The organism is Psychrobacillus sp. FSL K6-4046, assembly GCF_038624605.1.
GTDB lineage: Bacteria > Bacillota > Bacilli > Bacillales_A > Planococcaceae > Psychrobacillus.
In genome coordinates, this window is the sequence record NZ_CP152020.1 from 1,792,928 (window position 1) to 1,807,415 (window position 14,488).

At 36.5% G+C, this 14,488-nt stretch carries 18 protein-coding genes and 1 other annotated feature; of the genes, 15 read left to right on the top strand and 3 right to left on the bottom strand.

Features of this window, described 5'->3' with window-relative positions; translation table 11 throughout:
- Positions 1 to 35: 35 nt before the first annotated feature.
- Positions 36 to 848: a pyrroline-5-carboxylate reductase gene (proC, locus tag MKY09_RS08770; protein WP_342568088.1), complete on the bottom strand. Its 813-nt coding sequence runs from the start codon at positions 846 to 848 to the stop codon at positions 36 to 38.
- 269 nt (positions 849 to 1,117) lie between these two features.
- Positions 1,118 to 1,327: a binding site (T-box leader), on the bottom strand.
- Between the two features lie 120 nt (positions 1,328 to 1,447).
- Between proC and MKY09_RS08775 the strand changes: the two genes are divergently transcribed.
- Both MKY09_RS08775 and MKY09_RS08780 read left to right on the top strand, forming a co-directional pair.
- Positions 1,448 to 2,392, top strand: a complete 945-nt coding sequence (locus tag MKY09_RS08775; protein ID WP_342568089.1) for an MBL fold metallo-hydrolase — start codon at positions 1,448 to 1,450, stop codon at positions 2,390 to 2,392.
- The gene (locus tag MKY09_RS08780) at positions 2,379 to 3,131 is read left to right on the top strand and encodes an SDR family NAD(P)-dependent oxidoreductase (protein ID WP_342568090.1); all 753 of its coding nucleotides are present in this window, start codon (positions 2,379 to 2,381) and stop codon (positions 3,129 to 3,131) included. Before MKY09_RS08775 ends, MKY09_RS08780 begins: the two co-directional genes overlap by 14 nt.
- A gap of 50 nt (positions 3,132 to 3,181) precedes the next feature.
- Here MKY09_RS08780 and MKY09_RS08785 read toward each other — a convergent pair whose 3' ends face one another.
- Positions 3,182 to 3,346, bottom strand: coding sequence for an aspartyl-phosphate phosphatase Spo0E family protein (locus MKY09_RS08785; RefSeq protein ID WP_251552987.1), 165 nt, complete (start codon positions 3,344 to 3,346; stop codon positions 3,182 to 3,184).
- Positions 3,347 to 3,578: 232 nt separating this feature from the next.
- Positions 3,579 to 4,274 (bottom strand): peptidase E, encoded by a 696-nt coding sequence (locus MKY09_RS08790; RefSeq protein ID WP_342568091.1) that lies wholly within the window; start codon positions 4,272 to 4,274, stop codon positions 3,579 to 3,581.
- Positions 4,275 to 4,385: 111 nt separating this feature from the next.
- On the opposite strand from MKY09_RS08790, the gene MKY09_RS08795 reads away from it, so the two are divergent.
- The 13 genes from MKY09_RS08795 to MKY09_RS08855 all read left to right on the top strand — a co-directional run bounded on the left by MKY09_RS08795 (position 4,386) and on the right by MKY09_RS08855 (position 14,358).
- On the top strand, positions 4,386 to 4,790 hold the full coding sequence (locus MKY09_RS08795; protein WP_342568092.1) for a VOC family protein: 405 nt from the start codon (positions 4,386 to 4,388) through the stop codon (positions 4,788 to 4,790).
- Positions 4,791 to 5,490: 700 nt separating this feature from the next.
- Positions 5,491 to 7,182, top strand: coding sequence for an FAD-dependent oxidoreductase (locus MKY09_RS08800; RefSeq protein ID WP_342568093.1), 1,692 nt, complete (start codon positions 5,491 to 5,493; stop codon positions 7,180 to 7,182).
- A 52-nt stretch (positions 7,183 to 7,234) separates the two neighbouring features.
- Positions 7,235 to 8,266 carry a TlpA disulfide reductase family protein gene (locus tag MKY09_RS08805; protein WP_342568094.1) on the top strand — a complete coding sequence of 344 codons (1,032 nt, stop codon included), beginning with the start codon at positions 7,235 to 7,237 and terminating at the stop codon, positions 8,264 to 8,266.
- 166 nt (positions 8,267 to 8,432) lie between these two features.
- Positions 8,433 to 8,693 (top strand): metal-sensitive transcriptional regulator, encoded by a 261-nt coding sequence (locus MKY09_RS08810; protein ID WP_169358320.1) that lies wholly within the window; start codon positions 8,433 to 8,435, stop codon positions 8,691 to 8,693.
- A 44-nt stretch (positions 8,694 to 8,737) separates the two neighbouring features.
- Complete coding sequence (locus MKY09_RS08815; RefSeq protein WP_298468552.1) at positions 8,738 to 9,220, top strand: DsrE/DsrF/DrsH-like family protein; 483 nt, start codon at positions 8,738 to 8,740, stop codon at positions 9,218 to 9,220.
- 10 nt (positions 9,221 to 9,230) lie between these two features.
- Positions 9,231 to 9,572 carry a rhodanese-like domain-containing protein gene (locus MKY09_RS08820; protein WP_298468489.1) on the top strand — a complete coding sequence of 114 codons (342 nt, stop codon included), beginning with the start codon at positions 9,231 to 9,233 and terminating at the stop codon, positions 9,570 to 9,572.
- Positions 9,573 to 9,584: 12 nt separating this feature from the next.
- Positions 9,585 to 9,881: a rhodanese-like domain-containing protein gene (locus tag MKY09_RS08825; protein ID WP_298468487.1), complete on the top strand. Its 297-nt coding sequence runs from the start codon at positions 9,585 to 9,587 to the stop codon at positions 9,879 to 9,881.
- A gap of 53 nt (positions 9,882 to 9,934) precedes the next feature.
- Positions 9,935 to 10,495, top strand: coding sequence for a sulfurtransferase TusA family protein (locus tag MKY09_RS08830; protein WP_298468484.1), 561 nt, complete (start codon positions 9,935 to 9,937; stop codon positions 10,493 to 10,495).
- Position 10,496: 1 nt separating this feature from the next.
- Entirely contained in the window at positions 10,497 to 10,892 is a 396-nt protein-coding gene (locus MKY09_RS08835) for a DsrE/DsrF/DrsH-like family protein (RefSeq protein ID WP_169358214.1), read from the top strand.
- Between the two features lie 75 nt (positions 10,893 to 10,967).
- Complete coding sequence (locus MKY09_RS08840; RefSeq protein WP_342568095.1) at positions 10,968 to 12,095, top strand: MBL fold metallo-hydrolase; 1,128 nt, start codon at positions 10,968 to 10,970, stop codon at positions 12,093 to 12,095.
- A 90-nt stretch (positions 12,096 to 12,185) separates the two neighbouring features.
- Positions 12,186 to 12,413: a sulfurtransferase TusA family protein gene (locus MKY09_RS08845; RefSeq protein WP_169358216.1), complete on the top strand. Its 228-nt coding sequence runs from the start codon at positions 12,186 to 12,188 to the stop codon at positions 12,411 to 12,413.
- A 65-nt stretch (positions 12,414 to 12,478) separates the two neighbouring features.
- On the top strand, positions 12,479 to 13,258 hold the full coding sequence (locus MKY09_RS08850; protein ID WP_298468476.1) for a sulfite exporter TauE/SafE family protein: 780 nt from the start codon (positions 12,479 to 12,481) through the stop codon (positions 13,256 to 13,258).
- Positions 13,259 to 13,548: 290 nt separating this feature from the next.
- Complete coding sequence (locus MKY09_RS08855; RefSeq protein WP_298468473.1) at positions 13,549 to 14,358, top strand: YitT family protein; 810 nt, start codon at positions 13,549 to 13,551, stop codon at positions 14,356 to 14,358.
- Positions 14,359 to 14,488 lie beyond the last annotated feature (130 nt).

Below are 14,488 nucleotides of genomic sequence, written 5' to 3' on the forward strand. Positions count from 1 at the left end.
TATGGATGGTTTCTGATCACCATTTTTTCGTTTCCCTATTCAAATTGTTTCCCAAGAATTCTTGATTTTTGCTGGGCTGCATCTATGCATGCAAAAATAGCCTCGTCGACCTTGTGTGACATGAGCTGCTCAATGCCTGCCTCTGTTGTACCTCCTGGACTCGTAACCTTTCTTCTAAGCTCAGCAGGCTCCACACTGCCGTTCATTAGCATATGTGCTGCCCCCTTCATCGTTTGAAAGAACAATTGACGGGCATCTTCCTTACTTAGCCCGTGCAAAACAGCCGCTGCTTCAAATTGTTCAGCAAAATAGTATAGATACGCTGGTCCGCTTCCAGACAGGGCAGTTACTACATGCATATCCTCCTCTTCTACTAACATGACAGTTCCTATTGATTCTAATAAGTTTATTATTACCTTTTTAGATAGATCATTTATTTTGTCATTACAGCAAAGGGCAGAAGCACTCAAACCAACAGAGGCAGAGGTGTTAGGCATAACACGTGCAATTGGCCGCTCTCCAAGGTACGATTCTATTGTTTGGATGGAAACACCCGCAATGACAGATACAATTGTAGCCGTCTTATTTATATATAAAGAGATATCTTTGCAAGCATCTATGGCATCTTTTGGTTTCATAGCAAGAAATACAATGTCAGCTTTTTGCAGAGCAAGCTTTTCTGAGCACATAATATTGATTTGGTACTTTGATTGTAAATACTGAAGGTGTTTCTGATCTGATTTATTCATCACACAAATGGAATCTGGAGAAACTTTATTTTCCTCCAATAAGCCGTGGATAATAGCTTCAGCCATGGAACCAGCGCCTACAAAAACTATGTTAGTCATACATTTATCCTCCTTCAAGTTAGTTTATCTCTACAATTTTCCTTTATTAATAATAAGCAAACGTTAGATAACATTAAATTATCATCTAAATATCCTTTCAATGATTAACAACGAGTTATTTCATATGGGGAGTAATAGGATAAAAAAAGAATCCTTCTTATTGCTTTGAATAGGGAATTCCATATCCAGTTCATGTATCATTTTTTGAAAGTCTTCCATCTACTCACCCCTAGATTTGAATATAAAAAAACGCTCCCGTCCCTATATTAAATAAGGACGAAAACGTTTGATTTCCGCGGTACCACCTAAGTTTGCTATAAAATAGCACATCTTTTTCCTTCTTATCGCGAAGGTCACGACTATGTTTACATAGTTGCTCCGAAGCAGGTTCCTTATATGAGAGGGAGATGAAATTTTCAGCAGGCATTTCACTCTCTTTACTCCATCATATATGTACTAGTCTTCTTCATAGCAAGAATTATCTGAATTAATGAAATTATAGAGGTCATTTTACAAAAAGTCAATCTAATTTAGTGACTCCTAACTTATTAACCTGTAAAATAAATGAATAGTCATTCATGTAAAGGAGAAACACAACGATGATACATAAGATAATTATTCCGACTCCTTTTGCTGTAGGGGATGTTAATGCATACCTTATAAAAGGAGACGTACTTACTCTAGTAGATGCAGGGCCAAAAACGGAACAAGCACTAGTAGCTTTAAAAAATGGTATAAACGAAGCAGGTTATGAACTCGATGATATAGAACAAGTCATCCTTAGTCATCATCATCCTGATCATTCGGGTTGGATCGAGGCGTTTGAAAAAGCCCAGATTCTAGGACATGAATATAACCAAGTGTGGCTAAGAAAAGACCAAGCATTTTTATCTTATCATGATGAATTTTATTATAAATGTTTGGTCGAGGAAGGTGTTCCTGAACAATACTTAAAATGGATTGAAAAGATGAGGAGACCATTAAATTTCATCGGTAATCGTTCATTAGATGCGGTGTTGAAGGAAGGAGATACCATACCAGGTCATCCATATATGCAGGTTTTAGAAACTTTGGGTCATGCGCAGAGTCATATTTCCTTATGGGACGAACAAAATGGGGTGTTAATTGGTGGGGATTTAATCCTTGAAAAAATTTCTTCTAATCCATTAATAGAACCACCATTGGACAAATCCGCACCTCGTCCAAAATCGATGCTTCAGTATAATGAAGCGTTAAAAAGAGTGCAAGCATTGGGCGTTCAAAAAGTATACAGTGGCCATGGAAATGAGGTATTGGGTGTCGCTGATTTAATATCTTCTCGTTTAGTAAGACAACGGGAGAGAGCATTACATGTTCTTGAAATGATGAAGGATGGGGAAAAGACTATTTTTGAACTAACTCAGAGGTTGTTTCCAAAGGTCTACGAAAAAGAGCTTGGTTTGACATTATCTGAAACCATCGGTCAAATAGATTATTTAATGGACGAAAATCTCATTCAAGAAAAGCGGACAGATGAAGGGATTCTTTTATATGAACAAGCGTAAGAGGATTCTCATTACTGGTGCCACAAGTGGAATAGGATTTATGCTGGCGCTACAACTGCAAAAGGATGGTCATCAGGTTTATGCAACAGGGAGAAATACTAATGCCCTAGGTCAGCTGGAAAAGCAAGGAGTCCATGTCCTTGTTGCTGATTTAACGAAAGAAACGGCTTATGAAAATCTCTTTGAGAAGGTGGAAACTCCAGATGTTGTCATATTAAACGCAGGCGTGGGTACCTTTGCTTATCTAACAGATTTAAAGGAAGAACAGATAGATCAAATGCTGAGTGTGAATGTAAAAGCACCTATTATGCTCACCAACTATTTTGCTAAGCTGATGAAAGAGAGAAATACAGGACATTTTATTTTTGTAGCATCACAGGCAGGTAAGGTTGCCACACCTAAGGCTTCTGCTTATGCAGCATCTAAGCATGCAATCATTGGGTTTGCAAATGCAGCTCGAATGGAGTTAAAGGAATATGGTATTCATGTGAGCACTATTAATCCTGGTCCGATAGATACTCCATTTTTAGATTTAGCAGACCAAACAGGGGGCTACCGTGAGAAAATGAGCAAACATTTGCTTTCTCCTCAAAATGTCGTAGATGCTATTAAGAAAGTCATTGATAAGCCTGTTAGAGAGGTAGATTTACCTTTTTATATGAGTTTCACTAGTAAGTTATATGCTGTTTTTCCTAAAACCGTTGAATTACTAGGTAAAAGCTTTTTCAATAAAAAATAACAAAAAAACCAATCAATGCTTAGCAATAGTTGATTGGTTATTTTGTATGATCAAGATACTTTTCCTTGATAAACATTCAGTAGTTGATCGAGCTCTTGGCTACATGCTACTACAACAGGATGAGTAAACCCGAGACTTTTTGCTTTTTTGTACATATCATTTCTTTTACTAGTTATTAAGATCAATAAAGATGTTTCATGCCACTTGGTTTCCACTGATATTTTCCTCCGTTTAACAGATTTTTACTGTAATGGTTTCTTGGTATAATGATGAACTTTTTTTATTGTAAAGTATCATTAATGAAAAATTTGTCAAACTGTGGAGGAAACTAAAATATTTTTTATTTTTTTATTGTATTTATGCATCTATGTAGTAGAAATGTTGCTTCCTTGAACTCTAACAAAGAGAATTTGACTAGTATTTTAAAATTCAAGTATATAGCTATTATTAACCTAGGTACTTAGTGCTTATTTCAAGTTCTTTAACTGTATACTCCATGCTATTGACAAAATACGCTTTACGATTTATACGAGAACTGACGGATATATGTAATTGCTCATCCACGAAATGTAAAGCAACTCCATCTTCTACTGCATAACCAGGCTTCATTTTGTTTTCAGCAATCATTTCTTTATAAGCTGGTCTTCTTTTACTTTCTCCATCGTAGTGGGGACAATTACTTCCTTTTAAAATTCCAAGACAGTCAAGCTTATATAACGGACCGTTTAATGGATCAGTCAGTCCTTCCTCAAACCAGCAGATAGAACCTGCACTAAGACCTGCTAAAATAATTTCTTTTTTATATGCTTTTAAAAGAATAGAATCTAGTCCCCATTCCTGCCAAAGCACTAACATATTTCGAGTATTTCCTCCACCGACATACAGAATATCTTGCTCCAAAATAAACGCTTCCAAGTCACTAAAGTTGGGCTCGAACAAGGAAAGATGAGAAGTCGAGCACTCTAGCTTATTAAAAGATTCGTAAAACCTGTTTGTGTAGTTATCTTGATCCCCACTTGCAGTTGGTATAAAGCAAACCTTAGGTGATTGCTTCTTTGCTTGCTCTAGTATGTATTGGTCTAACAGTGGATTGTCGGGCTCCATGGAGAAACCACCACCGCCCATTGCAATAATTTGTCTCATTTAAACACTCCTTCTATGGTTAATAGTTATTGTTCTACATAAGTTCATTCTAATGGTGGAAGTAAGGATTTTATATTACATGATACAATTTATGGAAAAGGGGACAGTGCGATGAATCATTGGCAAAATAGCATAGCTCAAATTAGAATTGTAAGACCTACTGATAAGTTAAGTCAGGTTGTTGATTTTTACCATAAAGGCTTAGGATTAAAAATAATTGGAAGCTTCAAGGATCATGACGGCTACAATGGGGTGATGATTGGTTTGCCAAACAAGTTGTACCACTTAGAATTTACTGCTCATAAGGACGGTTCTCCATGTCCTAGTCCGTCTAAGGATAATCTTCTCGTTTTTTATATACCTCAAAAACTCGTTCTAGACACTCTAGTTAATCAATTAATTGATATGGGATACCCTACTGTCTCATCAGAAAATCCATATTGGGAGAAGAATGGGGTTACATTTGAAGATCCAGACGGGTGGAGAGTGGTTCTCATGAACGATTCAGGAATCTGACATATTAAAAAGATTGCAAATGAAGAAGCTGGGAAATAAAGCATAGTTGTTTTCCGTTCCAGCGGACGCTTTCCGGGGGCACGGCTTCAATCTCCTCGTCGCTTTGCTCCTGCGGGGCTTTCAGCTCGTGCTGTTCCCCCAGGAGTCGCCGCCTTCTCTCCAAACAACAATAATAGAGAATTTTTATTAAAAAATATGTTACCGAAAATAATAAAGACGTGAAATCAAGTTGCTTATTTGACGTCTTTTAATTTATTGATTAGGTATGTCCCAGCCTCTTCAATTTTATATACAACAGGACGCTCCTACTAACACCGCACATCTTTGAGACGAATGTATTTATATTTAAGAATACTAGTCGTGTAATTAGAATTTTTAGACATTTAAATATTATCATAGTATTTAAGCAATGTGAACAGCGTATGACGACTACTGGTCTTGGGGAATTCATTATACATATAAGTTATTTTGGTTTAGTAATGCTGTACAATCATCTATGAGCAATAGATTCTATTTAAAGTATAGTTTTTTGTTGACATTATACCTATAGGGGTATAATGTAAATGATGAAAGTAAGTGTATAACTGGCTTACGTAAGCAATGTGTGATGAACAGAGCAGAATATAACCATCATGTTTATGAAATTAAGGTTCTTGATAATGTAGCTAATGATATAAACAATCATATGGAGGTAATATGGATGAAGAAAATAGTGGTTATTGGTGGTGTGGCTGGCGGAGCTTCGGCAGCTGCCAGAATTCGACGTTTAGATGAGCAAGCACATATTGTTATGTTTGAAAAAGGTCCGCATGTATCTTTTTCAAATTGTTCATTACCATTTCATTTAAGTGGGATCGTAGAAGATAGTAAACGTCTACTTATGATGACACCAGATTCCTTTGAATCGAAATACAATATTGATGCACGTGTTAACAATGAAGTCGTTTCAATTAACCGTGATGAAAAAACGGTAACGATTAAAAATGTGGAAACAGGTGAGCTGTCTAATGAATCATACGATAAGTTAATCTTATCGCCAGGAGCAAGCCCAATTATACCAAAGCTACCTGGAACAGATTTACCACACGTATTTACTGTGCGAAATGTAGTAGATATTGAAAAATTACAAGATGCGATTGTCAAAAAAGACGCAAAAAATATTGCGATTATTGGTGGTGGGTTTATAGGTGTAGAGGTAGCTGAAAACCTTCGCTTAGCTGGGCGTGATGTAGCATTGGTCGAACATGCACCTCAGATTCTCACACCATTCGATGATGATATGGTACAAATATTGCATAAGGAAATGATGGATCAAGGTATTCAGTTGGTGGTAGACGATGGCTTAGCTGAGATTAATATGTCCTCGATTACTTTAAGCTCAGGTAAAGTACTCCAAGCGGATATCGTAGTATTGGCAATTGGTGTTCGTCCAGAGACATCACTTGCAGTGGAAGCAGGACTGGAGATTGGTGAAACAGGTGCCATTAAAGTAAATCAAAATTTCCTAACAAATGATACAAATATATATGCGGTGGGAGATGCAATCGAAGTATATCACCGCCTAATGAATAAACCAACACGTTTAGCATTAGCTGGGCCAGCACAGCGCCAAGCACGTGCAGCTGCAGATCATATTTATGGTATTCCTAATGCAAATAAGGGTGTAATCGGCTCTTCAAGTATTCAAGTGTTTGATTATGCAGCTGCCGCTACAGGATTAAATGAACGTACTGCGAAAGAAATTGGTATACCAGTGGATGCGGTATACGTAATTGCTCCAGATAAAGTTGGGCTGATGCCATCCAGCAATCCATTACATTTTAAATTGATTTATGAAGTTCCTACTGGACGTATTGTTGGTGCACAAGCTATCGGAAAAGGTAATGCAGATAAGCGTATCGATGTGATAGCAACTCTAATTACAATGAATGGAACAATTGAAGATTTAAAAGACTTAGAGCTTTCTTATTCCCCAATGTTTTCTACTGCTAAAGATGTTGTGAATTTAGCGGCACTGGTGGCAACGAATATGATGGCAGGACGTTTTAAACAAGTACGTGTAAGTGAAGTACGTTCATTAGTTGAATCGGGAGCTTTTATTGTAGATGTGCGTGAGCCCAATGAATTTGCAAATGGAGCAGTGAAGGGTGCAAAGAATATTCCTTTAAGTCAGTTACGAGAGCGCATGCATGAGATTCCAAAGGATATCCCTGTATATGTTCATTGTCGTTCAGCACAGCGGAGTTATAATGCTGTCATGGCATTAGAACATAGCGGTTATGATAAAGTTTTTAATGTTTCGGGTTCATTTTTGGGAATAAGCTTATACGAATATTTTAATGACCAACAGCAAAATCGTGAACCAATCGTGACGAAATATAATTTTAAATAATGATTTCAGCATTTGCATATTGGGCTATCTTTTTACATGAAGGGAGATGTTTATGACTTATATAACCTTGGGGCAATTTTCAATACCCATTGCATGGATTGCATTTTTTATCGCTATTCTCTACAGCGATTTTAGAAACAAAAATAAAGATGATCATACTGACAAAATAATTAGTCGTCTTTTTTGGTTTTACGTTTTAATCTGGAAATTAAGTTATATCCTATTTTCCTGGGAAAGCTTTGTCCAAGCACCTATGTCAATACTATATTTTGATGGAGGTTTAAAAGGAAATATATTAGCCTTCATGGTGATGATAATTGTACTTGTGAAGCATCGAGCGGGAATTGAGTGGGAGGTGCTATGGCAATATTGGACCCGCTTTGTAGCAGCCCACCAATTCGTAAACTATATCTTAATGGAGCAATGGGTCATTGCAATTATATGGTTAGCACTATTAGTTTTACTCGAAATGAAAGAGAAACAGTGGATAATAATTGTTCAGTGGCCAATTATTTTATGGGTAAGTGGATGGATGGACGCACTAGTCATAGCACATTTAATGGTCATTTTGTCTTTAATTTTAAAAAAGAAAAGCTATCAGCAAATTGCTTTAATTGGTGTACTTAGCTTAATGGCTATGACAGTGACTGATTTACGTGCGACCGTTTCCACATCTGACAGAGTTGCAATCGATTTAAATACTACCTCAAATGATAGATATATTTTATCTGAGAAAGACCAGAAGCTCACAGTGGTGAATTTCTTTGCGACTTGGTGTCCACCATGTCAGGCAGAGATGCCACATTTACAAAATTTTGCTGAAGATTTACCAGATCAAGTGGAATTGATTGGGATCAATTTGACTGACCGTGATAATGGTCCGAAGGCATTAGCAGAGTTTATGGAAACATATGAAGTGACATATCCCATGTTGTTAGATGAAAAGGATCGGTTTGGTAAGTCCTATAATATTGTTTCTATACCCACTACGGTAGTTCTAAATAAGGATGGGCAAGAGCTAGAACGGATTATAGGGCCGGTAAGTGAAGAGGTTTTACGAAATTTAACGAACAAGTATAAATGATTTATATCTTTAAATTATGGGATGTGGCCCTCTACATCCTATAATGACTTTAATATTCTTGTCTCTCGCAATTGAGGTCCAAAGCTTCTATTCTTTTGTGTTGACATATACCCTATGGGGTAGTAATATGTGTTTAGAACAAATATTGATTAAATGAGGTGAGATGATGCAATATGATGCGAAGGTTACAGCAAGGATGAAAAAAGTAGAAGGCCAGCTTAGAGGTATACTACGTATGATGGAAGAAGAAAAAGATTGTAAAGATGTGATTACACAACTAAGTGCTGTTCGTTCTGCTGTAGATCGTACAATTGGTGTTATTGTCACAGATAATTTAGTTGAGTGTTTATCTAAAGAAAATGTAGAAACTCTTGATAAAAATGCAATGGTTAAGCAAGCAGTTGATCTATTAGTAAAAAGTCGATAAGACTTTTTATTTTTACAATAAAATATACCTATACGGGTAAGGAGATAATTATGGAAAAGAAAAGAACAACAATTGTTTTGTTTAGTGGTGATTATGACAAGGCAATGGCTGCCTATATTATTGCGAATGGTGCAGCAGCTTATGACCACGAAGTTACTATTTTTCACACGTTCTGGGGAATTAATGCGTTACGTAAGCAAGAATCAGTTGCAGTAAAAAAAGGATTTTTAGAAAAAATGTTTGCTAAGATGATGCCACGAGGTGCTGAAAAGCTTGGTTTATCAAAAATGCAAATGTTTGGGATGGGTCCCAAAATGATTAAGCATGTAATGAATAAGCACAATGCATTAACGCTAACACAGCTTGTGGAGATGGCTCAAGAGCAAGACATTAAATTAGTAACTTGTACGATGACAATGGATTTACTGGGACTTCAAAAAGAAGAGCTATTAGATGGTATTCAATATGCTGGTGTTGCAGCTTATTTAGCAGATGCAGAAAATGGCAATGTAAACTTATTCATATAAGAGGTGACATATGGAAACCATAATTATTATAGCAGTCGTAGCAGTGTTTTTAATATGGCGCTTTAAACCGACAAAAGGGATTCAAAATATATCTACCGGACAGTTAAAACAAATTATTAACGATAAGGATAAAGTATTTGTCGATGTAAGAACAAAAGGTGAATTCAAATCACGAAATATACCCCAATTTAAAAATATACCACTTGGTTCTGACCTTTCGAAGTTACCAAAAGACAAGGAAATCATTGTAATCTGTCAAAGTGGTATGCGATCAAGTCAAGCGTGTAAGCAATTAAAGAAATTGGGATTTACTAAAGTAACGAATGTCCGTGGCGGCATGAGTGCATATTAGGAGGATATTAAAATGAAAACAATCTTACCAGAGCAAGTACAACAAAAGCTACAAGCAGGGGAAAATCTAAATTTAATTGACGTGCGTGAGGTTTCTGAAGTTGAGGCAGGTCATATCCCGGGTATCATCCATATACCATTAAACTTGTTAGAATTTCGTTTACACGAATTGGATAAAACTAAACCGTATATTATGGTTTGCCGTTCAGGTGGTCGCAGTGGCCAAGCAACAACGTTTTTAGAATCTCAAGGTTTTGATGTGACGAATATGTCTGGCGGGATGCTTGAATGGAAAGGCGAAGTTAAATAAATTACATTTTTTTAAAAAAATTATACCCTAACCGGTATAGGTGGAGGTAACAAATGGTTAAATCAGATGTGCAATTAGATGCAAAGGGCTTAGCTTGCCCAATGCCAATAGTGAAAACTAAAAAAGCAATGAATGAAGTGGAAGAAGGTCAAGTTTTAGAAATCCAAGCAACAGATAAAGGTTCTGTCGCGGATTTAGCAGCTTGGTCAAAAACAGTAGGGCACCAATACATCGGTTCTCATGAAGAAAATGGTGTGTTTTATCATTATATACGAAAATGCAATCCAGAAATTAGCGAGCAACAAGAAAAGTCATTTGAACAAACGGTTTCAAATGAAGAAGCAATCGCTGGTGATGGCTTAATCTTAGATGTGCGTGAAGCAGCAGAGTATGGATTCGGCCATATCCCCGGTGCGAAATCGATCCCAATGGGTGAGTTAGAAAATCGTTTATCTGAATTAGATCAAGAGCAAACCATTTATGTCATTTGCCGTACTGGTACTCGCTCGGATATGGCTGCACAGCAATTGACAAAAGCAGGTTTTAAAAAAATATATAATGTCTTACCTGGTATGTCAGGGTATGAAGGCGAATTACAGAAAGAGGTTGAATAATATGTCAAACAAAGTAGCAATAATTGCATCTAACGGCGGTTTATTTGATGCATATAAAGTATTTAATATCGCAACAGCAGCGGCAGCTTCTGATAAGGAAGTAGCAATTTTCTTTACTTTTGAAGGCTTGAACCTTATCCATAAGCAAGGTATGCATGCACTTGAAATGCCAGCAGGCAAAGAGCATTTTGCAGAAGGCTTCGCTCAGGCACAAGTCCCAGCAATTCCGCAATTGGTTGAGATGGCTCAGGAGCTAGGTGTAAAATTTATTGCTTGCCAAATGACAATGGATGTTATGGGCTTAACAAAAAATGATTTTGTAGACGGTATTGATGTAGGCGGAGCAGTTACGTTCCTAGAATTCGCGAAAGACGCATCACCAACATTAACATTTTAATTAGGTAATGGGAGGGGAGTTCCCTTCCGACCTAAAAATTTTTAATAAAAAATATACCTATGGGGGTAATTGTTTATGACAGTAAATATATGGACAGCTGCTGATGTAGCTCGAAAAGTAATTGATAATAAAGAATTATTTATATTAGACGTCCGAAATGCAGATGCATTTGAGGATTGGAAGATTGAAGGTCATAAATTTGAGTATTTAAATATTCCATATTTTGATCTTTTAGATGGTGTAGAAGAGATACTAGACCAAATTCCTACTGATAAAGATATTTTAGTAGTATGTGCTAAGGAAGGCTCATCTATTATGATTGCTGAAATGCTGTCAGATGCTGGCCGTGAAGTTGCATATTTAGCTGGTGGGATGAAATCCTGGTCTATGTATTTAGAACCAATTAAAGTAGGAGATCTTGCAAATGGTGGCGAGCTATACCAATTCGTACGTTTAGGAAAAGGCTGCTTATCCTACATGGCAATTTCTAAAGGTGAGGCAGCGCTTATAGATGCAGTCCGTTTCACAGAAGTATTTACAAATTTTGCACAGGAAAAAGGTGTAGAAATCAAGCATGTATTTGATACTCACTTACACGCTGACCATATTTCAGGAGGACGTCATATCGCTGCTGAAACAGGAGCAACCTATTATTTACCACGGAAAGATGCAGAAGAGGTTGTGTTTGACTACACAGCCCTTACAGACGGTTTAACTGTACAGCTTGGGTCAACAAAAATTAATGTTGGTGCGCTTTACTCACCAGGTCATACAATTGGTTCAACTTCATTTGTGATTGATGAAAAGTACTTATTAACAGGAGATATTTTATTCATCGATTCGATTGGGCGTCCTGATTTAGCCGGTCTGGCAGAGGATTGGGTAGCAGATTTACGCGAAACATTATACTCTCGCTATCGTTCATTAGCTGAAGATCTAATCGTATTACCAGCACACTTTATGATTATTGAAGAGCTAAACGAAAATGGTACTGTAGCAAAACGTTTAGGAGATCTATTTGCAGAAAATCATGGCTTAAATGTAGAGGACGAGGAAGTATTCCGTTCAATGGTAACAGACAACTTGCCTCCTCAACCAAATGCCTATCAAGAAATTCGCCACGTGAACATGGGCAAAATTACACCAAGTAATGAAGAGCAAACGGAAATGGAAATCGGACCAAACCGTTGTGCAGTACGTTAATTTTCATAACAAAGGAAATATTATTCATACACTTGTCTCTTGGAGAGAAGTTTATACTGACAAAAAATAATACGAGAAGAGGAATATAACATGAACATTACTAAAACATTAGATGCAAAAGGATTAGCATGTCCAATGCCAATCGTTCGTACGAAAAAAACAATTGATACGATTAATTCTGGAGAAATACTAGAAGTATTAGTTACGGATAAAGGTGCGTTAAATGACTTTACAGCGTGGGCAGCAGCTGGTGGGCATACAATTGTTGAACAAAAAGAGGAAGACGGCGTGTTATTCTTTTATATTCAAAAAGCTTAACAGTATAAATAGCGAGTAGAATATTCTTCTACTCGTTTTTTTTACAGAAAGAAGGGACAGACATTATGGATCTTTCCATTACATTTATAGTTGTTATTTTTGCCCTTGGATTTATAGGGTCATTTGTTTCGGGCATGTTAGGAGTTGGGGGCTCCATCATTAAATACCCCTTGCTATTATACGTTCCACCACTATTTGGACTGGTGGCATTTTCTGCCCATGAAGTATCGGGAATTAGTGCGATTCAAGTATTCTTCGCTTCTATTGCAGGTGTTTGGGCATACCGAAAAAGTGGTCTGCTCCATAAGGAATTGATCATTTATATGGGTGGGGCAATTTTACTTGGAAGCTTTATTGGTAGTTACGGTTCAGGATTTTTATCGGAGGATGCTGTTAATATTGTGTACGGAACACTCGCTATAATTGCAGCGGTTATGATGTTTATTCCACGTAAAACTATAGAGGAAAATGCTAAAATTTCGTTCAATAAAGTTCTTGCAAGTAGCCTAGCGCTCATTGTTGGAATAGGATCTGGGATCGTCGGAGCAGCGGGTGGCTTTTTACTCGTCCCGATTATGCTTACCGTTTTAAAAATACCAACACGTGTTACAATTGCGACCAGTTTAGCAATCACCTTTATTTCTTCTATTGGTGGTAGTGTAGGTAAAATTATTACTGGTCAAATTGAGTACTGGCCTGCGTTCATAATGATTATTGCAAGTATCATCGCAGCACCTTTAGGAGCAAAAATTGGTCAAAAAATGAATGTGAAAATTCTACAATGGCTGTTAGCTATTATGATTGGTGCAACAGCTATTAAAATTTGGATCGATATTTTACAGTAATACACGAAGAAAAGAATTTAAAGATGTATCTCGTGAATTAAGGTTTTTGTTTTGGATTAACGTTTCACTTTAGCTAAGATTTCTATGAATCTCTATTATAAATATATATCCTAATTAGTTCCTAGATAATCCAGTTCCATCAAATACAGTAATAATTTTATGAAAAGATGGTTATTAATGAAACAACCCATGAAATTTTAAATTGACTCAATAAACTATTTTTTGTTAAATATACGTTTTTTTAATAAAATGATGTATAGTTAAGTTCGATTAAATTTAAGGAGCAAGACATGAAAAATTTTATTGTTATTACTTTGGGTTCGTTATTAATGGCTGTTGCACTGAACTTATTCTTGGTGCCACATGAAGTTATTCTTGGTGGGTTTTCTGGGATAGGTATGATAATAGGGATTCTAACCGGATGGAATATTGGTTGGATAATTTTCCTTTTGAACATCCCCGTGTTTATTCTTGGCTTTATAAGTATTGGGAAAAAATTTGTAGCATATAGTATGTATTCTGTATTCCTTACGAGTTTAGCAATGCAATATATTCCAGTTTATCAGATTACAGAAGATATTTTATTGTCCTCTGTTTTTGGAGCAGTAATAGGTGGTGCTGCTACCGGAATGATCATTAAATTCAATGGCTCTACTGGTGGAATAGATATTATTGGGCTTGTTATTACCAAAAAGAAGGATTTCTCTTTAGGAACTTTAATGCTCGTTATGAACAGTGTCATTGTATTAGCCTCTGGTTACTTCATAGGCTGGGAGCAAACAATGTATACATTATTAGTTCTATATGTATTTGGAAAAGTAGTAGATGTCATTCATACCAAACATGTAAAAGTAACACTTATGATCATCACTGAAAAAGGTGAGGAAGTTCAAGATAAGATGCTTAAAAGCTTAGTCCGAGGGATTACTGTTTTGGACGGAGAAGGAGCATATACTAAACAACCAAGAAAAGTGCTTTTTACCGTCATCACAAGATATGAACTAGGGGAAGTAAAGAAAATGATTAAGGAAGTAGACAGTAATGCGTTTGTAAATATTACTGAAACGATTGAGGTCATGGGAGCATTTAATAAAAATTGATTTTGTAAAGTCCAGAAAACTCTGGGCTTTTTAATTTGCATTTTTATAGAAAATTATATTTGTGAATTTGCCTCTAGGTGTTAAAACATACAGCATTTAAGTGGTGACCTTCATCTCCCCTTCCTAATTG